At 27.2% G+C, this 24,053-nt stretch carries 6 protein-coding genes; all 6 read right to left on the bottom strand.

Features of this window, described 5'->3' with window-relative positions; genetic code table 11:
- Positions 1 to 40: 40 nt before the first annotated feature.
- Genes CLFE_RS16370 through CLFE_RS16395 form a run of 6 tightly spaced genes read right to left on the bottom strand, consistent with a single transcriptional unit; the run spans position 41 to position 24,010 of the window.
- On the bottom strand, positions 41 to 5,686 hold the full coding sequence (locus CLFE_RS16370) for a non-ribosomal peptide synthetase (protein WP_077895224.1): 5,646 nt from the start codon (positions 5,684 to 5,686) through the stop codon (positions 41 to 43).
- Positions 5,687 to 5,701: 15 nt separating this feature from the next.
- Positions 5,702 to 7,408: a B12-binding domain-containing radical SAM protein gene (locus CLFE_RS16375; RefSeq protein ID WP_077895223.1), complete on the bottom strand. Its 1,707-nt coding sequence runs from the start codon at positions 7,406 to 7,408 to the stop codon at positions 5,702 to 5,704.
- Between the two features lie 19 nt (positions 7,409 to 7,427).
- A complete protein-coding gene (locus tag CLFE_RS16380; RefSeq protein ID WP_077895222.1) occupies positions 7,428 to 14,201 on the bottom strand; it encodes a non-ribosomal peptide synthetase in 6,774 nt (2,257 codons plus the stop codon).
- On the bottom strand, positions 14,201 to 19,000 hold the full coding sequence (locus CLFE_RS16385) for an SDR family NAD(P)-dependent oxidoreductase (RefSeq protein WP_077895221.1): 4,800 nt from the start codon (positions 18,998 to 19,000) through the stop codon (positions 14,201 to 14,203). The genes CLFE_RS16380 and CLFE_RS16385 overlap by 1 nt, the downstream gene beginning before the upstream one ends.
- A gap of 49 nt (positions 19,001 to 19,049) precedes the next feature.
- Positions 19,050 to 20,309 (bottom strand): ACP S-malonyltransferase, encoded by a 1,260-nt coding sequence (gene fabD, locus CLFE_RS16390; protein WP_077895220.1) that lies wholly within the window; start codon positions 20,307 to 20,309, stop codon positions 19,050 to 19,052.
- 5 nt (positions 20,310 to 20,314) lie between these two features.
- Positions 20,315 to 24,010: a non-ribosomal peptide synthetase gene (locus tag CLFE_RS16395; protein ID WP_077895219.1), complete on the bottom strand. Its 3,696-nt coding sequence runs from the start codon at positions 24,008 to 24,010 to the stop codon at positions 20,315 to 20,317.
- Positions 24,011 to 24,053: the final 43 nt, after the last annotated feature.

The raw sequence follows: 24,053 nt of genomic DNA on the forward strand, positions 1-24,053 counted from the left end.
TTCTGTATCAATTATTAACTATTACATATACAGATACAGATTATCTTTCCATTAAGAATTTTGCTATTTGACTTATAGTTTTTAATTTATAAATATCAGTATATTCAATATTAATATTTTCTTTTTGCATCTCAACTTCTAATTTTATAGCATATAATGAATGACCTCCAAGCTCAAAAAAATCATCATTGATATCTATTTTTTCTCTATGCAATACTTTTTCCCATATTTTCACCAATTTTTTTTCTATATCATTTCTTGGTCCCACATATACTTTGTTATTATTATCTTTAACTACTAACTCTTTTAGTTTAGATTTGTTTATTTTTCCATTTTGAGTTAGAGGTATTTCTTTAATTTGTATAAACTTAGACGGGATCATATAATCTGGAAGTTTAAGCGATAAATCTAATCTTATCTGCTCAGCTTCAATTAATCTATTAGCCATATAAAAAGCATATAACCTTGCATCATCAACCTCTTCCTTATCAACTAAAACGGCAACTTGTTTAATACCATAAATACTCAAAATCTGCTTTTCTATTTCATTAATTTCAATTCTATATCCTCTTATTTTAACTTGTTCATCAATTCTTCCTATATACTCTATTCTTCCATCTGGAAGCCATCTTCCTGTATCACCAGTTTTATATATTCTTTTATTTGAAAAAGTTTCATTATATATAAATCTTTCAGCCGTATAATTATCCATATTCAAATAACCTTTTGCTAGGCCAAAACCTGATATACATATTTCCCCTGGTATCCCGATTGGTACTATATTGTTGTATTTATCTAATATAAATACATTAGTATTCCATATAGGTCTTCCTATAGATAAATCACTCCTTTGTTGAATATTTCTATTAAATGTAGTAATTACACTATTTTCCGTAGGACCATACTCATTTATAATTTCAGCTTCTATTCCTTTTTCAAGAGTTTTATCAATCAAAGATTTTTTAACTTTTTCACCTGCCAAAGTAATTACCCTAATAGATTTTGCTTCTTCTTGCTTTATACATTCCAAAATTGACATGTATAAGGTTGGCACTGCAATAAAATGGGTTATTTTATACTTAGCTATTGCTCTTGATATAGCATACGGATCCTTTGAATCTTTTTCGTTAAGAATGATAATCTTAGCCCCTGATACTAATGCTGTAAAAAAGCTTGATACAAATCCATCAAAAGCAAAAGAAAATAATTGTAGAATATTGTCATGCGAGTTAAATTTATACTCCTTCTTTCTCCATTGAATAGAATTTGTGATATTCTTATGTTCTATCATTACTCCCTTAGGCTTACCTGTAGTCCCTGATGTATATATTATATAGGCTAATTTATCAGTATTATAATGTTCGTGAGAATTATTAAATGTACCTGTATATATGCTATTATTATCTAAATTAATAATTTCTTTATCAAATACAGACTCAGCTTTCTTTTTGTTTTTTTCATTTACTAACAAAATATTAGTTTTGCTATCATTAAGCATATATGATATTCTCTGTTCTGGATTTGAAACATCTATAGGCAAATAAGCTGCACCGGCCTTCATTATTCCTAGTATTCCTATTATCATTTCAATTGTTCTATCTATCATAATACCTATTACGTCGTTATCTTGTACCCCTTTACTACTTAAAACGTTAGCTAGTTGATTAGCTTTTTTATTTAATTCACTATAAGTTATACTATAATCACCAAACAATACTGAAATATTATTAGGTGTTTTATCTACTTGCTCTTCAAACAATTTATGTAAACATTTATCGCTTACACAATCTACACTCGTATGATTAAAATCATGTATTATTCTTTTTTCTTCTTCATCTGAAATTAATTTAAACTCAAAAACTTTGGCATTTGGCTTATCACTAATTTCATTAATTAAATTAGTAAAATAGCCCTTAAACTTTTCTATTGTATCTTTTGTAAATAATTTAGTAGAATATTCAAAAGTAAATTCAATAGTATCATCTTTTTCAAGTGCACTTAATAATAAATCAAATTTTGATACAAGATGTTTAAAATTATAATAATTATATTCAATACCATCAACCTTAACATTTGGTTCGTCTATATTATTTAAAACAAACATCGTATCAAATAATGGGTTTCTACTTAAATCATTTTTAAGCTCTAACTTTTCTACTAATTTTTCAAATGGATAATCTTGATTTTCCTGTGCATCTAAAGTATTCTGCATGACTTCATGAATTAGCTGCAAGAAATTTTTACTACCAGCAGGATAATTTCTTAGTGCAAGTGTATTCACGAACATTCCTACTAATCCCTCTAAATCTGAATGTGTTCTACCTGATACTGGTGTCCCAATTATAATATCTTCTTGACCCGTTAATTTCGAAAGAAAAATATTATATATTGATAAAATTACAGCAAACAAAGTCACATTTTCCTCACGCATAAGTGATTTTAACTTTTTAGTTGCTAAACTATCAATTTGAAATGATATTTTATTTCCCTCAAAACTTTGAGTTAATGGTCTTGGAAAATCAGTTCTTAAATTAAGTAATTGATATTCATCTGAAAAGATATTAAGCCAATATTTTTCTTGCTTTTCTAATTTTCCAGAATTAACCAAATCATTTTGCCAATAAGAATAATCTTTATATTGTATACTTAATGGCTCCAACATTTCACCTTTATAAATACAAAACAACTCTCTTAACAAAATTAGAAATGACATTCCATCACAAATAATATGATGAATATCAATCATTAGAATATTCTTCATATTATTTATTTTAATTAACATTACTCTAATTAAAGGTCCTTCCATTAAATTAAATGGTCTTACATATCTTCTTAATTTTTGCTGAACCTCTTCTTCACTTGAATTTACGTAATCTATTTTAAAGTCAATATTATCATTTATAACTTGAACTGGATTATCATTAACTATTCTAAAATAGGTTCTGAGTGATTCATGCCTTTTAATCAATAATTGAAAAGCAAATTCAAGCTTCTTTTCATCTACATGACCTTTTATTTCTATGGCAGTTGGAGCATTATACCCAATGCTATTACCTTCCATTTTCCATAGTACAAACATTCTTTTCTGCGCAGAAGAAACCGAATAAAAACTCTTTTTTTCTATGGAATTTATTGAAATAAAATTTTCTTTTTTGCATTGACGTATATATTTACAAATTTTATCTATTGTTGCTGTATCAAAAAGTTGTTTTAATTGTATAGAAACATCAAATTCCTTATGAATTCTATATATTAAAGTAGTTGCATTTAATGAATGACCACCTATCTCAAAAAAGTTATCATATACACCTATTTTAGATATGTTTAATATGCTTTTCCAAATATCACACATTCTTTTTTCAATTTCATTTCTTGGTTCTACATACTCTTCCATTGAGCTAAGTTCAATCCTATATTGTTGCAAACTTTTTTTATCTATTTTCCCCACAGCTGTCAATGGAATCTTATCTAATTGAATAATAATTTGAGGTATCATATATTTAGGTAACTTTTGTGACAAATACTCTTGTATTTCATAATGAAATATTTTCTTATCTGCTACAAAAAAGGCACATAAGTACTCATTTCCTACATTATCATTTTTAGCAACAACAACAGCTTCCTTAATATTGTTATATTCTAGAATGTTTTTTTCAACTTCGTCAGTTTCAATTCTATATCCTCTAATCTTTACCTGATTATCTAATCGTCCAATAAGTTCAATATTACCATCTGGTAACCACTTACCTATATCACCGGTTTTATACATTCTTCTTCCTTGGAAAAACGGATTTTCTATAAATTTTTCTTTTGTTAACTTCGGTCTATTAAGATACCCTCTCGCTAGTCCTATCCCTGAAATGCATATTTCACCAAAAACACCTACTGGTTGTAATTGATTAGATCTGCTTAAAATAAAGACATTTGTATTGTATATAGGCTTACCAATTATAGAATTAATAGGTGTATCCTTATTTCTTTTAAAAGTTGTAACTACAGTATTTTCTGTTGGTCCATATTCATTAACAAGTTCAACATTTATGTTTTTATTTTTACTCTTATTATTAATCTCATCACTTGCATGATCACCAGCAAGAGTAACTACCCTTAATGATTTTGCATTCTCTTCATTAAGATAATCAAGTATTGCTAAATATAAAGCTGGTATACATATCAGATGTGTGACCTTATTATCCACAATATATTTTGTTATAGTTTCAGGATTTTTAGCTTCATTTTCATCTACAATTATTACCTTAGAGCCTGATATAATTGGTGTAAAAAAGTTTGTAAAAAAACCATCAAAGTAGTATGCAAATAATTCAATTACAGTATCTTTTGAACTGAAATCATATTCTTTTTTCCTCCAAATTAAACTATTTACTATACTCTTATGTTCTATTAGTACACCTTTAGGCACACCTGTGGTTCCAGATGTATATATTACATAGGCTAAATCATTAGATTTTATATCAATATTCAAATTGCTATTATCTTCATTATCTATTTCTTTCTTATCTATATTTAAAACAGTACACACATTTAATGCTTCATTATTAATGTGTTCTTGTTTTAATAATATCTTTACTCCACTATCTTTTAAAATATATGACATTCTTTCCTTCGGTAAACATGGATCAATTGGTAAATAAGTAGCTCCAATTTTCAGAATGGCAAACATACCAATTATCATTTCAATTGAACGCTCTGAACATAATCCTACTATTGCATTATGTTCTATATTCATCTTTTTTAAAATTCTTGCCAATTGATTTGATTTCTCATTTAATTCTCTATAAGTTAATTTATTGTTCTTAAATAAAATAGCAATTTCATCTGGAGTCTTATCCACTTGTTCTTCAAATAGTTGAACAAGGTTCTTATTTTTTTCATATTTTACTAGTGTATTATTAAAATCTTGTAGTAACTGCACTTTCTCATTATTAGAAATCATACTGATTTTTTCAATACTTTTATTAATATCTTTTGATAAATCTGTAAGCAAGTTAATAAAATGCGCTGCAATTCTTTCGATAGTTTCTTCTTTGTATTTATCAGTTTTATATTCGATAACACCTTCGCAATGATTGTTAAGATTAATAAAATTGAATATTGTTGCTACATCAGAATTTTTAATATATTCTTTATTATGTATTCCCTCTAGCATAATAACAGAGTCATATATTGAAAATTCATTTTTGTCGCTTTTTCCAGTTAATTGACCAATAATTCTATCAATAGGACAATTTTCATTTTTATTTGCATTAATTATTACATTTCTCATATTTAATAAAGCTTCTTTGAAACTCATTTTATCATCTAAAAGTATTCTTAACGGAAGCATTGTATTAATAAAGTTACCTTCAAATCCTTGATTATATATTGGCATACCAATAATTACATCGCTATTACCTGTATACTTATACAATAAAATTGTTAAAGCCGTTGACAAAAACATATGTAGCCTTTGATCTGAATTATTACATATCTTATTTATATTATAAAAAACACTCTCAGGCAAATTATATCTATACTCTTTTTTTTCTCTGTTATTGTTTACGTTATTATTTATATAATCGTAATGAAAAGATGATTTTACAATATCACCTGATAATACCTTTTCCCAATAATTTTTAGCTTGATTAAGTTGCCCACTATCTAATACATTATTTTCAACTAAACTCATTATCACTTCACCTCATTAAATAAAATTAAAATCTCCATCCTCACTAAAATCGTACTTTGCACAATTCAAATCTTTTATTTGCCTATCTTCCCTTATAAGTTCTTTAGAATTTTTAAATTCAACAATTGACGGAACAGCATTTATCTGAAGCTTTTTCCATCTTTCGTCAGCATTATATACCTCTTTTAAACTATATGGAGTTGGAATACCCAATTCATTACAATGCTTAACAAATCTTGATACTCTTGAATAAATTTCTCTTCTTGATGGATTGCCATTAACCACCCAAACTTGATTTAACATATTATTTGCCATTTCCTCATTAAACAATGGACTTATTCCTTTAAGTGCAAGCTTATCTGATCCTACTTGTCCAGAAATAAAGTAATTATATGGATTACATTCCGCTGTATATAAATCATTTTTAAGCTCTTTTATCAAATCCAATGTCATTTGGAAATCTTCTTCTGTTTCACCTGGATACCCAACAACCCAATAAGTCGTAGTCTTTATTCCTGCATATGCTAAACTAGATATTGCCTTTTTAATTTGTTCTGTAGTTATTCGCTTTCCCATTAAATTCAAAACTCTTTGAGAACCGCTTTCAATTCCAAGTCTAGCCCTATAATATCCGCCTCTCCTCCAATTTAATGTATTTTCAATACTACAAACTTCTTTGTCAGCCCTTAAATATCCATCCCAATAGATTGATATATCTTGCTTTGACATTTCGCTAGCTAGGTCTGAAACTATAGGATTTAATAAAGAATCTCCCATTAAAAATATCTGAGTTTTGTATTTATTATGTAATTGCATTAGCTCAGATACAACAAATTTAGCATCTTTCTTTCTATATCTACCCCATTGAACTGTCTCCGAACAAAAATTACATTGGAACGGACAACTTCTTGATGTATAAGCAGATAACTGAATGTAATCATCTAGATTCAAATCTGAAAAATCAGGTAATTCAGCATGCTTAATATCATAAACATTATTATTAATATCTTTAAGAGAAATAACTTTTTGATCTTTTGGAAATTCTCCCTTAAGTAATTTAAGGAACAAAACTTCCCCTTCTCCTACAATAATATTATCTATACAATCTGATTGCTTCATGAAAGCTTTAAAATTAGGAGAATCAATTCTAAGATGATCAGAGAATATACCGCCTCCCATAATAGTTCTAATATTAGGCCATTTGTTTTTAATTAATCTGAAGGTAAATAATGATGGTGCCAATGTTCCAGTAAATACTGATAATCCAACTATGGATGGTTTATTTTCATCTATAAGTTGTCCAATATACACTTCCATTTTCTTGAAAAACTCATTAATGAATCCATTTAAAGTATTAAGTACTTCTTCATCCACTATTGTAAAATAATATTCCTTTATCAAGGTTTTAGTAGTTTTAAGTATTTCAAAATCCTTATCACAATTTATATAAACCATCATATGATTTTGTAATACATTATGTCCAATATTATAGAAATTTCCTCTTTTGTCTTCTGGAATAGCATTTCTTAATACATTAAAGTATTTGTGATAAATATCAGTAAATTCATTTTTTACATTTGCATCATTAGTAGTGACCTTGTACCCATTTTTCTCCAAATAACCCTTAAGGCATGAAATACCTAAAGGTGGAATAAGTGGCGTCCAAAATGGCAATAACACCAATAAAATTTTTTCATCTAAATTTTTTCTTGTTTCATTCATAATAAAATCTACCCCTTATCTATAATTTAAAATCACCATCATCAACATCAAATATTTGTGCCGCCATATAGTTATAAAATATTTGTATGTCTTTTATACATATATCTGAGTTAGCTAAAATTTGCTTAATTATTTCCACATAATTTTTAGCCATTCTTTCTATAGTATCTTTTTTAAATAAACTAGTTGAATATTCAAAAGAAAACCTTAGTCCATTATCAATTTCCATGGCATGAAGTAAAATATCAAACTTAGAGACTTTTAATCCATACTCATGAAAATGTACGTTAAACTTATCGCTAATTTTCATTTCATTATTATCTTTATTAGAAATTACAAAGCATACATCAAATATTGGATTTCTGCTAAAGTCTCTTTTTTTATTCAACTTTTCTACAAGCATTTCAAATTGATAATCTTGTGACATAAGTGCATTCTTAACATTATTTTTTATGCCATTAAAAAAATCCATAAATGATTGTTTATCATCCAAATAGCTCCTAATTGGCAGCATATTAACAAACATTCCAACTACATTATTAATTTCAGGATGCTCTCTACCTGCTACTGGGGTACCAATTACAATATCATCTTGATTTGAGTATTTTGAAATTAATATATTAAACATAGCCAATAATACTACAAATAAAGATGTATTAGTGTCAGACGCAAATTTTCTTATTTGAGAGCATATTAACTCATCTACCTCAACAGTCACTCTATCTCCTATAAAGTTCTGGAATGTACTTCTAGGATAATCTAGTGGCAATTTTAGTGGTACTAATTCATTTTTAAATATATCTATCCAATATTGTTCTTGTTTTTGTATTTGTTCTGATTTAAGCATACTATTTTGCCATACAGCAAAATCTTTATATTGTACAGACAATTGCGGCAATTGTTTTTTTTCGTATATTTCAAAAAATTCATTCTGTATAATCTTCCTTGATATACCATCTGCTACTATATGATGCATATCAATTATAAAAATACTTCTATTTTCTTCTACTTTTAAGAACCCTGCTCTAATTAATGGTGCCTTATTAAGTTTAAATGGTTTTATAAACTTGTTTATTTCATTATCAATCTCTGATTCTTTTATTTCTTTATATACTAAACAAAATTGTAAATCATTATTTACTATTTGAACTGGTTCTCCATTTTTAAATTCAAATGATGTTCTTAGCATTTCATGCCTATTAACTAATTCATCCATAGCCTCTTGAGCTCTTTTAAATTTAAAATTACCATTTACAGACATAACCATAGGCATATTATAACTAATACCTGTATCCATAATTTCATTAATAATAAATATTCTCTTTTGTGCAGAAGATAAAGGATAATATGGTTTTTGTGGCTGTAAATTTATATGCGTATAAATGAATTTATTACAATTAGTAATATATTCTGCTAGCCCTCTTACTGTTGGAGTTTCAAATATTTGACGTAAAGGTATACTTATATTAAATTCTTTATAAACTCTTGAGAAAAGAGTATTTGCTTTCAAAGATTGTCCTCCATATCCAAAGAAATCATCGCAAACACCAATTTTGTCAGTTCTAAGTACATCCTTCCATATTTCTAATAATCTCTTCTCAATTTCATTTTTAGGACTTTCATACTCTTGGGAAACTTTAAGGCTTTCTAATGGATCTGGCAACATACTTTTATCAACTTTTCCATTTGCATTTAATTTAATATTTTTAACCTGTATAAAATATGATGGAATCATATATAGTGGTAATGTGGCCATCAAAAAATTTCTCAAATCCGAAATCTTTACTTCTTTTTCAGCTATAAAATATGCATATAAAAAAGCAACATTATCTTCATCCATACCACTTAAAACTAAAACTTCCTTAATTCCAATATAAGTTAATATAGCATTTCTTACTTCTTGAAGATCTACACGGTATCCTCGTATTTTGACTTGACTATCAGATCTACCAAGTAATTTAATATCTCCATTATCAAGATATTTTCCTATATCTCCGGTTTTGTATAATACATCTACTCCAAATTTTTTCTTTAATAATTTACTAGTGATAAATTTATCTTTATTTAAACTATCATTATTAATATATCCTAAAGCCAATCCATCACCTGATAAATGAATTTCACCATATACTCCTATTGGAGCTGGTAGAAGATTCCTATCCAAAATAAGTACCTTGGTATTATTAATAGGTTTACCTATTACAGGGTTTTTTTCAAACTCATTAAACTTAGTAAAATCTATTGAGTGAAATATTGCTCCTATAGTAGATTCAGTAGGTCCATAGTGATTTACTATATTCACTTTTGGATAAGTTTCTTTAAATTTCTTCACATCATTTGACGAAATCATTTCACCACCTAAAACAATTAATCTTAGTGACTCTAAATATCTTTTTTGGAAAAACAAATGTGAATTTATAATCATGTTAAACATTGATGGCGTTATCTTTATATAGGTTATTTTATATAAATAAATATAAGCTAACACTTTTTCAGCCTCTGAATAAATATCTTTAGAAACTAAATGAAGCTCTGAACCATTTATTATTGATGAATAAATTACTGTATATCCAAGATCAAAGGCATAAGAAGATAGCAGAACTGCCTTATCATGATTAGATATATTAAATTTTCTACTAAACCATAAAACATAATTCACAAGGCTTTGATTTTTAATAGCAACTCCCTTAGGTTTTCCTGTAGTTCCTGATGTATAAATTACATATATAGGTGAATTATTTTGTAAAATTTCTTCTGCATATTTATAATTTTCTTCCCTTTTTGTAATAATCTCATCTATTATTAAAGATTCTACTTCAATACCTGAATTATTTGTTATTTTATCTGTTAGTAACAAATTTATTTTGCCATCTTTAATAATAAAATTAACCCTCTTTTGCGGGAACTCCCTATCAATAGGAACATATATTGCGCCAATCTTAATTACAGCAAGCATTGCTACTATAAGTTTTTGTGTTGGCATCATACGTATTCCTATAAAATCTCCTATTTGAACTTTAGCAATATCTTTCAAATAACTTGATAAATTATCAATTTGTCTATTTAATTCTGCGTATGAAAATTTATCATCTCCACATGTTACCGCTATATTATTAGGATGTTTTTCTGCTTCTGCTTTAAATAAATGATAAATACTCTTATTTTTATCATACTCTTCATAAGTACTATTAAAGCTAATAAGTTCCTTTTCCTCCATTTCATCGAGAATATAAATATCAGCTAACTTGGTTTGTGGATTTTCTGTTATTGCATCTAAAATAGTTATAAAGTGTTTATACATTCTTTTTATGGTTTCTTTTTTAAATATTTTGGTATTATACCTAAACTTAACTTTTATACATTCACTATTTTCAACTGCACTAAGTGTCAAATCAAATTTAGATATATTTTCCTCAATTTCATATGGTTCAAACCTTAGATCACCTAAATCGAATCCCTTTGCATCAAATGTCTGTAAAACAAACATTACATCAAAGATAGGATTTTTGTTCAATTCTCTTTTAATATCCAATTTATTAACTATTTCATTAAATGAGTAATCTTGATTAGTAATTGAATTTAGTGTATTATCTTTTACTTCATCTATAAAATCAATAATTCTTTTTGATGATTTAGGATAATTTCTTAAAATCAAAGTATTTACAAACATACCTACTAATCCACTTACTTCTTCACAATTTCTCCCCAATGTAGGTGAACCAACAATTATATCTTCTTGAGATGTATACTTATATAACAATATATTGTAAGCTGCCAATAATACAATATATAATGTATAATTATTTTCTTTAGAGAACTTTTTGATTTTTTCTGTTAAATTCATTTCTATTTTGCCTTTAACTATATTTCCTTCAAAACTTTGCTTTTGTGGTCTTGGATAATCTGTTGGTAAATTTAATATAGGTAAATCTCCAGATAGGTTATCAATCCAATATTTTTCTTGATTTTTAAAATATCCGTCACTTAACAATTTATTGTACCATTCAGAATAATCTCTATATTGTAGATTCAATTGTGGGATACTTTTTCCTTCATATAACTTTATAAATTCATTGATAATAATATTGCAAGAAGTATCATCTGCAATAATATGATGTAAATCCATTACCATAATATGTTCTTTGGTATTTAACTCTATCATTGAAACTCTGAATAAAGGAGCTTGACTTAAATCGAACTCACAAATAACTCTCTTTATAATATTTTTTATATTGCTTGTATTTGCCTTTATAACTTCAACTGAAAAATCAACATTTTTATGAATAACTTGTACATATTCGCCTTGTTGAAAATCAAATGATGTTCTTAAACTTTCATGTCTATTAATCAATTTTCTAAAAACTTCTTCTATCTTGTCAATTTTAATATCACCAAGTATTTTTAAAATTATTGGTATATTGTAACTTATATTCATATTATAGAATTGATTTAATATAAGAAGCCCTTTTTGACTAGAGGATACTTTATAAATACTTTTATCCTCAACATGTTTTATAACTGATAATTTGTTTTTCTTAGACTTTACTTTAAAGTTATTTTCAAGATATTTAGAAAACTCATATATACTAGAATTTCTAAATAAACTTGCCACATTTACATCAATATCTAAGCTTTTATTAACTCTTCCTATAATGTTATACGCTATAATGGAATCTCCACCTAGTTCATAAAAACTTCTATAAATGTCAACTTGGCTTAACTCAAGAGCATCCATCCAAATTTCAGCTATTTTTTTATACAATCCATTATCATTTACTTTATCTAATCCAATTATTTTTAATTTATTGGTATCAAAATTTTTTACACTTTCACAATTATGAAGCTTAATTCCATTTGATTTTTTTATACTTTTAGAATCAATCCAATATCTTTTATGTGTAAATGCATATGTTGGCAAACTAATTCTTTTAGCTTTTTTAGTATTATAAAATAATTTCCAGTCAATATTAGCACCTTCCACATATAATTTACATATCTCTGTTATCAAATCCATATTTTCATTATTGCTTTTTATTGATTCTCTCACTTTTTCTTCAGCAGCACTAGAAAGTTTTTTTTCTAAATCTTTTACTTTTACTTCTGACTTTGCTAAATAGGCCATATTATTACTTGAATTATTTTCACCATAATAAGCATTTTTATCTTTTCCTACATCTAAAATATTTTTTAATACCTTAATCAAATCCTCTATAGTTTTAGCTATAATAGCTAATCTATAATTATAGTGCCCTCTACCAATATTTGTTGTATAGCACACATCTGTAAAATTAATATCTCTTCTTTCTACAAAAAAGTCATAGTATTTCTTAATAATCGCTTTTAGTGATGATTTACTTTTCCCAGAAATAGTCATTATCCTATATTCATTATTATTATCAGTATTACTATCTATATTCTCAGGAGCTTCTTGCAAAACTATATGGCAGTTTGTTCCACTAAGCCCAAAACAATTAATTGCAGCAATCCTAGGATATTCACCTTTATCCCATTCGCTCAAAGTATTATTTACATAAAATGGAGAATTGCAAAAATTAATATATGGATTGATCTCTGTAAAATTAATAATAGGCGGAATTTTTTTATTTTTTAATGCCAAAATGACTTTTATTAACGAAGTCGTTCCTGATGCACCAACTAAATGACCTATATTTGTCTTCACAGATCCAATACCACAAAATTGTTTCCTTTTTGTAAATTTATTAAATGCATTTGTTAGTGCATTTATCTCAATTGGATCTCCTAATTTTGTACCTGTTCCATGTGCTTCTACATATGATATTTTATCTGGATTAATATTTGCATCCTTCCAAGCCCTTAAAATAACATCTTCTTGTGCTTCTGCATTAGGTGCAGTTAAACCATTAGATGCACCATCATTGTTTATTGCACTTCCTTTAATTATAGAATAAATGTTATCATTATCCTCTATTGCTTTTTTTAATGGTTTTAAAACTAATGCATTAATTCCTTCTCCCCATAATGTTCCATCAGCTCTTCTATCAAATGTCCTTACAATTCCAGATTTTGATTCAATCATTCCCATCATGTTTTTATCATTATTTTGTGTAGGAGAAAAAAGTATATTAACTCCTCCTGCTATGGCCAATTCACATTCTTCATTTCGTAGCGATTGACATGCCATATGAATTGAAACTAGCCCTGAAGAACAAGCAGTATCTATAACAATACTTGGCCCGCGAAAATTATATATATACGAAATTCTACTTGCAAGTATGCTTGTCCATGAACCAGTTAAGATTAACGGATCATTTTCCTCTGATAAGTGTCTATAATTAGATTCATTTGTATGATCTCTTCCAACAAAAACACCAGTCCTACTTCCATAAATCTCATTTCCACCATACCCCGAATCTTCTATAGCTTCCCATGCAGTTTCCAAAAATAATCTTTGAATAGGATCCATCAATTTAGCCTCTTTAGGTGATATTCTAAAGAATTCAGCATCAAAACCATCTATTTCTTTCATATATCCACCTTTGTTATATTTATCACTTGATAGTTCTAAACCTTGTTCTTCTATTCTTTTACTTGGAAAGTCTATTATAAGACTTGATCCGGATTTTAATTTTCTCCAAAATTCATATTTATTATTAGCAACTCCAACCTTCATTCCAACACCAATTATGGCAATATCATGCAAATATGAATTATTCTTATAATTCATTAATTGCAGCAACATTTGTTTTGCCTTTTCTCTTGAAATCTTTTTACTAGAAAGCTGCTCAAATATAAAATTTTGTATTAAGTCCATTAGTTATCACCTCCCATTAATTTGGTCAAATCAACATCATTTATTGAAATTTCTCCATTTTCAACGCCATCTAAAATATTATCTAACATGTTATCAATATCAGAAGTAGAATTAGTAGTAAAAGATTTTTCATTAACTTTGTCTTCTGATTCCTTAATCAAACTCTCTATATACTTTGCCATCTCACTTACTGATGAATAAGTAAAAATATCAGATATATTCAGCATGTCAGGAAATGTTTTATCAATTTCTCTAAATAAATAGGTTGCTAATATTGAATCTCCCCCCATATTGCTAAAATTCTCAAATACATTAATACTATCCACTTCTAAAACTCTTGCCCATATTTTCGCTAAAACACTCTCAACATTCTGATCATATTTGTTTTCAATGTCATTTATCATAAACCTTGTATTACTTTTTTTATAATTTGAATTATCTTTTAGATTTATATTATAATCTTCTTGTTTTTTTATGTTCTTGATTTCCGTTTTATTATGTTCGCCTATAATGTCGATACAACCATCATCTTTCTTTATATTATCCCAATTGAATTCTCCTACAATAACTTGAGAATTATTGGTATTAAGAATTTCTTCAAAAGCTTTAATAGCCGTATCTGTACTTAATCCTTTGAAAATTGTTTTGGAAATATTGACCTTATTATCGACTGCCATGCCTATTTCATCCCATGGACCCCAATTAATTGAAATCGCCTTTTTTTTATCAATATTTAACTTCTGCACATAAGCATCTATATATGAATTTGCAGCTGTATAGTCCACCTGACCTTGTCCTCCGAACACAGCATTAACAGAAGAAGAAAATACACAAAAATCTATTTGTTCATCCTGAACTAGCTTACTAATTATCCATGTTCCATAAATTTTGGATTTAATAACTCTATCAATTTCTGTATCGGTTTTATTAAATATAAGACCTCTTCCTGCAACTCCAGCACAATGTACCACACCATTAATTTTTCCAAACTTTTCTTTAGCATATATAATAGCATTCTTCATATCATTAAAATCAGAAACATCTGCAGACAAACACTCTACATAAGATCCTCCTTTAACTATTTCATTGATTCTTTCAATAATTTCACATGTTTTAATATCATTTTTAGTACTAAGAATATCTCCCCATTCTTTGGGATTTGGAAATTTAGAACGACTAATTAAAACTAGATTAACCTTCTTCTTGCTACTAATATATTTAGCGATATTTAAACCTATTGCTCCCGTTCCACCTGTTATTATGTATACTCCATCACTTCTAAATAAATTATTTGTTTCCTTTTGTACTACCAATTTTAATGGCTCTATTACAGGAATATATCTTTTTCCATCTCTATATGCTATTAATTCAGGTGATTTTTCCATACAAATTTCACTTAATATTTCATTTAATTCTGTTGTTTTATCAATATCTATGCATCTACATCCAATCTGCGGATATTCTTGTTTAATCACTTTTCCTACACTTATATAAGCAGCATTAATTGCATTTATTTCAGTATCAAAATCTGTCACCTTAAAGGAATTACTAGATATTAAAATTAATTCTATTCTTCTTGCAAATTTCACTCTAGGTAATATCTGCAACATGTAAATTATATTATATAATCCGAGTTTAACCTTGCTTTTTAATTCAATTAAGTTTCCTACTTCTTCATCATTTTCTAATGCCGCAACATGTAGTATCTTATATATTTTTTCGTTCTTTATGTCTTGAAAAAGTTTCTCATAACTATCTCGAGAATTATCAATTTCATATTTATTGGTTTGTATTTTTTTATATTTACTTGATATTTGAACTTCAATAATCTCTATATCCTTACAGGTGATTTTGTCAATTATCTTCTTATAAATTTCATTCATATATCCCATTATCAAAACTTTTCCTTTAGATTTTAATTGATCTAAATTGTTTTTTTCATCTATTTCATTTTGTCTCCACGAAATCTTATGATAAATAGCTTGTTTTTCATTTTGACTATCTAAAAGCGTAATTTGCTTTATTGAGTAATCCGAAATTTTAGTAAATACTTCATTATGCTCATTAATTAACAAAATATCAAATGAAATTACATTTAACCCCCCATGTGATTTATTCTTTAATTTTATATAGCTAGAAAACTTTCGAGGCATTTTGTCATAAACTTCAACTTTTCCGTATGAAAATGGTAAAAATGGGTTGTGCTCAATTCCCTTATTTAGTACATTTGCAGCTACATCTAACATGGATGGATGAATATAGTATAAATTCATATCATTATAGTATTCTTTAGGTATCTCTAGTAATACTACGCTTTCTTGACCATTAGAATATACTTCTTTTACTACATTCCACCTTGGACCTGTTTCAATAACTCCTTTATATCCTTCTTTATAATTATTAATATCCGCCTTCTCTAATTTATTCAATACCATTTGAATATCAAGCTTTTCTAAGTTGTGGTCAATCTGCTTAAATTCACCTTCAACATGTTTAATCCAGTCATGTTTTTCACTTTTACTAGCCACTATGAATTTATAACAGTTACTTTGTATATTTATAATCATATGAGTTTTAACATCTTCATTGCTATCAATTTTTAAAGGACTAATGAATATTATATTTCTTAACTGTACGCTTTTTTTTATATTTAATTTTTTACATACTTCACATACCATCTCAATATAAGTTGTTCCTGGAACAGTTCTATATTTATTAACTATATGTTCATCTAATATCCAGCGATTATTTTCATTAAAATCAACATTATAAATCTTAATATTCATAGAATCTACTAACATTTTTGAGAATAATGCACTTATTCTATAGTCGTTTTTATAATTGTAACTATCATTATCATATACTTCCTCTTTTACCCAACACCTTTTAGGTTCAAAGGAATATATTGGTATACTAATCTTTCGAACACTTTTGTTTTTATATAACTTATTCCAATCCGCATCTGCCCCTTTAATATATAGTTCACAAATTTCTTCAATTATTTTTCCATAATTACAGACTATCTTTTCAGCTAAGACTTCTAGCTTTCCGTTTATTTCATTACTAAATATTTGTTTTTCACTTTCAGTTACAGCATTTATATTGTTATTCTGAATTTTTGTTGAAATAATTTGATGATTTGCATAATATATTGAGGATTCTTCAATACTTTGTACTCCAATATCTGTTAGTTTATTCAATTTATAAATTAACTCTTTAATGTTTTCGAATACAATAGCCAATCTATGTGTATAATGTTTTCTTCCGGTTAAAGCTGTATAACATAAACTTTCTATATTTATATTTACATTTTCAACTAAAAAATCTCTATACTTTTTAACTAAGTTGCATAATGAATTCAAACTCTTAGCTGATATTGCAATAATATATTTATTATATTTATTACTTTCTATATTTTCTTCATAGTTTGGTGCTTCTTCTAGTACAATATGACAATTAGTGCCACTTAAACCAAATGCGCTAACACCACATCTACGTGAATTCTTACATTCATCCCATTCAATTAATCTATTACTTACATACACAGGAGAATTTATAAAATCTATTAGTTTATTAGGTTTATTAAAATTAATATTAGGTGGTATTTTTTTATGCTTCAAAGCCAATACAGCCTTCACTAAGCCTGCCATTCCCGAACAATTATCTAAATGACCAATATTAGTTTTTACAGCACCTAAAGCACAAAATTGTTTTTTATTTGTATATTTTTCAAATGCTTTTGTTATAGCCGATACTTCAATTGGATCCCCAAGCTTAGTTCCTGTGCCGTGACTTTCAATGTATGTAATTGTTTCAGGATCAATATCTGCATTCTTCCAAGCTGTTGAAATAACCTCCTCTTGTGAAACTAAATTAGGAGCAGTTATTCCTATTGACGCTCCATCTTGATTTACCGCACTTCCTTTTATAACCGCATAGATATTATCATTATCCTCAATAGCTTTAGCTAATGATTTTATTAAAATAGCTGCAGTACCTTCTCCAAACCCTGTTCCATCTGAATTATCACTAAATGATTTAGTTTTATTATCAGAAGATGCAATTCCAATTCCATTTTTTATTTGATCCAGTAATGGAATTATATTGATTTTTACTGAACCAACAATTGCCATCGTACACTCTGCGTTTCTAATTGATTGGCAGGCAGTATGAATTGCAACAAGTGAAGATGAACATGCTGTATCTATAAGCATACTTGGTCCTTTTAAATCTAACAGGTAAGATATTCTGCTAGCTATAATTGATTTTATATTACCTGGTATTGATAATGCTTTGCTAGCTGGATTAAAATCATTTACTATACCTTTATAAAAATTTTCAAAATCACTACTATAACCAACAAAAACACCTGTATTGCTTCCTTCTATTTTATTTCCTCCATATCCAGCATCCTCAATTGCTCCCCATGCAGTTTGAAGAAATACTCTCTGATTAGGATCCATTAAATTAGCTTCCTTATGTGAGATATTAAAAAAGCTATAATCAAATTTATCTATTTCTTCCAAATACCCTCCAATATAATATTTTATTTCATCATCAGTTAATCCCTTTTTCTGCAAATACTTATCTATATCTACTCTTCTACTATCAGGGAATACATCTATGCAATCTTTACTATCTTTTATATTATTCCAATACTCGTTTATATTATCTGCTTTAGGGAACTTACAATCAATACCAATTATAGCGATATCCTTATCCGAAATTTCTTGAACTTTTACTTTAAAATTTTCTAAGGAATGTAAATCTCCAAGCACGTCATTGTCAAAAAAATCCATTTGTAGCACACTTCCTCCCAAAACACCTTAATTAAATTATCTATTAAAGCTAAATTAGTTCATTTTTAGAAAACAACTCAAAGGTATTACTATCAGTTAGTATCTTTGTGATTCTGTTCTTCACTTCTTCTTGCGGTACTTTTTTCGTATCTAATATAATTTTCAACATATTCAAGGTCTTTTCGGCTAATTCATACGTAGGCAAAATATTATCTGACTCAATCTGTTCCTGAATTTCTTTTATACTATTATATGGTTTGATAACACCTTTTTTATATTCATCTTCGTCCCAATTTCTATTACGTGTACAAACTGCTGTTGTCAAGCATAAATTAATTAAATGTATTATATTTTTTTCACTATTCAGAATCTTAGGCAAATAATTATTATCTATAATTTTTTTTAAATCCTCATCTTTATCAATAGCATATGCTACAAATTTATAACCATTTTTATTAACTAAATTAGTAAGAACATTTTTAGGACCTATTTCCAGAGCAGCTTCTACCCCCTCATTTTCTAAATATCTCATTGTTTCATACCATCTTACTGGCAATATCATTAATTGTGATAATTTATCTGGAATATCATCTTCATTATTATATGGTAACGCATTAATATTAGAAATCACCTTATATTCAGGGGTCTTAAACTCATACTTTCTAAGTTCTTCTTTGAATTTATCAGCTGCAGATTGCATAAGTGGACTATGAAAAGCAGCAGCGACATTTAAATATACTACCTTAGCTCCTAGTCTTTCTAGCTCTTCAGTGGCCTTATTAACAGCGGACTTAATTCCCGAAATAACAGTTTGTTGTACAGCATTATAATTAGATACAATTACAAAATTATCTCCTTCAGAACAATTATTACATACCTCTTCTACTACAGATTTATTTACTCCAATTACTGCTGCCATACCACTAGATTCTGAACTCGCATCTTGCATAAACTTCCCTCTACTTTTAACAATTTTAAGTCCTTGAGAAAAATCTATACTATTAGCACATACTAATGCTGTAATTTCACCTAAACTATGCCCTGCCATATAACACGGTTTAATCCCTAATACTTTTGAACTTACTCTATAAGCTGCTAAAGATGTTGTAAAAATAGCAATCTGAGCATTCTCTGTTTTATTTAATAAATTTGTCTCGTCCTCAAAACAAATTTTACATAAATCAATATTTAAAATATCACTTGCTTCTTCAAATATTGACTTTGCTATTTTAAATTGACTACACAATTTTTTTCCCATTCCAAAATACTGTGATCCTTGTCCTGGAAATAAAAAACTTATTTTATTCAATTAGATCATCTCCACTTTTCATTGTTAATAATAACTTCAAGTAATTTAAGATATTGGTAAAAAAATTCTTCAATTTTCTCACTATTTAGTTTTTTACAATTATACTTAAAACTTAATACTATCTTTTTTCCACCTTTATAGGTTTTTAAAATTACGTCATAGAAGTTTTCAATATTATCATTAGAATTATTTCCACTTACAAATAGCGGTAATATCGATTTTTCTAATTTAGGTGGCATACATTCCAATAATAATTTTTCATCCATTTGTTCATTACTATAAAAAATCACATCATTTCCAATTGCTTTAATTAATTGGTTAAACTTTTTAAATTTATTCAAATCCACATTAACTATAAACGCTTTATCAGATATATTACTATAATGGATATTAATATTTTGTTTATTACTAGTTTTAGCTAATGTATAGACATATATAGAAAAAATTATATCCATTTTATTAACATTGATTTTTTCACACAGTAAGTTCAATTTTGCAAACATGTTTTTATCTATCTCTGTAGTTATAATCTTGCAACTGTTAGCTAAACCACTATTTAAATAATACGATTTTGGAAATTCAATATAATCCATATTTGTTTTTAAAACTTCTAATTTATTTTGCTTTTCTATAAAACTAATAACTTTATATAGTGTTGGGTTGGCAAAAATATCTGTAACACTAATTTTACCAGGATACTTTTTTTCAATTTCTGCATGCATAGCAACTAATGATAATGAATCCCCACCTATTTCAAAGAACCTATCATTTATGCGTATATTATCTTTATTAAGTATTTTTACCCATATATCATATATATCTTTTCCAACACCAGATTCAAACAAGGAATTTTTTATATCTTTACATGAAGATTTAATCTCCAGACTAAGTAATGCTTTTTTATTTATCTTTCCATTTGGAGTTAATGGAAATTTATCTATTCTTATATAGTCATGAGGTATCATATAATCTGGAATTATATTAGATAAAAAAGCATAAATTTTAGAATTATCAATTTCTACATTAGAAGTATAGTAGCTAACTAAATATTTATCTCCATGGTTACCTTCCTTTGCAATAACTGCACTATTTTTAATATGAGAATACATATTGAGTGATTTTTCAATTTCATCTAGTTCAATTCTATATCCTCTAACTTTAATTTGATTGTCTAACCTTCCAACAAATTCAATATCCCCATTTTCAAGCCATCTTGCACAATCACCAGTCTTGTACATTATTTTTTTTCTATTAACTATATCTGTAACAAATTTAGTTTTTGTAAGTTTATCATTATTCAAATAACCTCTAGATACACAATCTCCTGAAATACATAATTCACCGTTGACTCTAATAGGCTGTAAATTATTATTTTTATCAACAATATAAATTTGGGTATTAGCTATAGGCTTTCCAATATTAATTTCATTAGTATTTGTAAGCTCTTTAATCGTAGACCATATGGTTGTTTCAGTAGGCCCATACATATTATAAATTTTTGCCTTAGTATAATTCTTTATTGTTACTAATATATTTTCATGGAGTGCTTCACCTCCAATCAATATAACCTCTAAGTTATTCAAAAAATCCAAATCCAAACCAGAATTAATAAGCAATTGCAATCTAGATGGTGTGGTTTGAAAGATTTTCACATTATTATCTATTATAAGTTTGCGTAATAATTTAGGATCAATTTTCTCTTCTTCACTCGCAATAACAACTTCTAATCCTTTTGTAAGCGGTAATATAATTTCAAGTATAGAAATATCAAAAGAAATTGTCGTTAACGCTACAATTCTGTCATTATGTTGTAATGTTATACGTTGATTAATAGCATTTATAAAATTAATCAACGATTTTTCTTCAATCATAACGCCTTTAGGTTTACCTGTTGATCCAGAAGTATATATAACATAAGCTAAATCATTTATATCACCATGCAAATTCAAATCATCAAATTTTTCTGAATATAATGATTCATCTTGTATATCTACTATATGCCCATCAAATGCGAATTTATTTTTTAAATGTTTTTGTGTTAACAAAATGTTAGTATGGCTATTCTCTAAAATATACTTTATCCTCTCCACAGGATGTGTGCTATCTATTGGTAGATATGCTCCACCTGCTTTAAAAACAGCTAAAATTCCAATAATCATATCAATAGAACGTTCTACCATAAGCCCTACAACAACATCACTTTTAACTCCAATTTTAACCAACAAATTTGCTAATTGATTTGATTTCTTATTTAACTGTTTATATGTAATACTTTTATTCTTGAAAGAAACTGCTATTGAATCTGGATTTCTTTTTACTTGACGTTCAAATAATTCATGTACTTTTACATTTTGCTCATATTTTGTATCCGTATTGTTAAATTCCTTTATAATTAGATTTTCTTCATGATTAGATAAAATGGAATGATCTTTTATTACCTGATGTGGTGTAGTCAATAATTTATTCATTAGAGCAAATACTCTATCAAATAATACTTTAATATCATTTTGTGAAAATATATCTATATTATAATCAATTTCTAATCTTAATTTTCCATCACCTTTTCTTGAATTAATATGAATAGCAATATCATTTTCTTCATACCCACTAAAATTCCACTTTGTTTCAACCCCCTTACAATATTGGGCATTCTGATATGATATTAAAACATTAAATAAGCCCATTACCCCATTATGTTTTTTTCTCAAATCATCTATTAACAAATCATAAGGATATTTTTGATGCTTCATTATATCTTTAAACTCTTTTGTAACAATAGCTAAAAACCTTATAAAATCTAAATTTTCATCCACCTTAACTCTAAATGGTACTGTACTAGCAAACATACCTACCATTTCTTTTTCATCAACTTCAAATCTATTATGTATTAATGTACCAATACATATGTCATCAGAACAAGTTATTCGAGATATGTAAATAAAAAAACTAGCCATAAATATTCTGAAAACCGAAGTTTTGTTTAATTCACAGAATTTATATATAATATCATTCAACTGTTCTGGAACGGAAATACCTTTTCTGCAAGCATGCATACTGGATACATTTAATTTATCCTGTTTTAATTTTGTTACATTGGGTAGTGTTTCAAATTTATTTAACCAGAAATTTTTATCATCAATAAATAATCTTGTATGTTTATAATAATTTTCTCTTTCAACATATAAAAGATATGATGGTCTTTTATCTACAGTAATATTAGTTTCATTCACTAAAAGATTATAATTTTCAATAATCTGATTTATTATCAAACTCATTCCCCAAACATCAGCTACTATATGGTGAATCTTCATAAATAGAACATACTCGCTTTTATTAAATCTACCCACAGCAAAATAGAATAAATCCGAATCCTCTAGAATAAAAGGCTTATGTGCTTGATTTTGCATCCATCTTTCAGCTTCCATCTCGTCAGCAAAATCAAAATATTCAATTTTAATTGGTTCATATTCTTTTATATACTGTTTTACAATGTCATTTTGTTCTATTATTCTAATCCTTATCGCATCATTTTGAGATATTGTAATATTTATTGCCTTTTTCATGATTTCCAAGTCTGTAAAATTTTCAATTTTTATGTTAGGTGCTAAATTATTAATTCCTGTTGAATTGAATAGCTTGTCCATATACCATATTCGCTTTTGTGCATGAGTCAAATCAAACATTGTGTTTTCTCTATCCATCTAAATTTTCTCCTTCTAATATATTTTACAACTTCATGCATAT

It is taken from the genome of Clostridium felsineum DSM 794, from assembly GCF_002006355.2.
Taxonomy (GTDB): domain Bacteria; phylum Bacillota; class Clostridia; order Clostridiales; family Clostridiaceae; genus Clostridium_S; species Clostridium_S felsineum.

Coding starts and splice junctions, on each gene's coding strand:
- CLFE_RS16370 (WP_077895224.1), bottom strand. CDS start 5,686: ATGAGTTTAGTTGAAAATAATGTATTAGATAGTGGGCAACTTAATCAA.
- CLFE_RS16375 (WP_077895223.1), bottom strand. CDS start 7,408: ATGAATGAAACAAGAAAAAATTTAGATGAAAAAATTTTATTGGTGTTA.
- CLFE_RS16380 (WP_077895222.1), bottom strand. CDS start 14,201: ATGGACTTAATACAAAATTTTATATTTGAGCAGCTTTCTAGTAAAAAG.
- CLFE_RS16385 (WP_077895221.1), bottom strand. CDS start 19,000: ATGGATTTTTTTGACAATGACGTGCTTGGAGATTTACATTCCTTAGAA.
- CLFE_RS16395 (WP_077895219.1), bottom strand. CDS start 24,010: ATGGATAGAGAAAACACAATGTTTGATTTGACTCATGCACAAAAGCGA.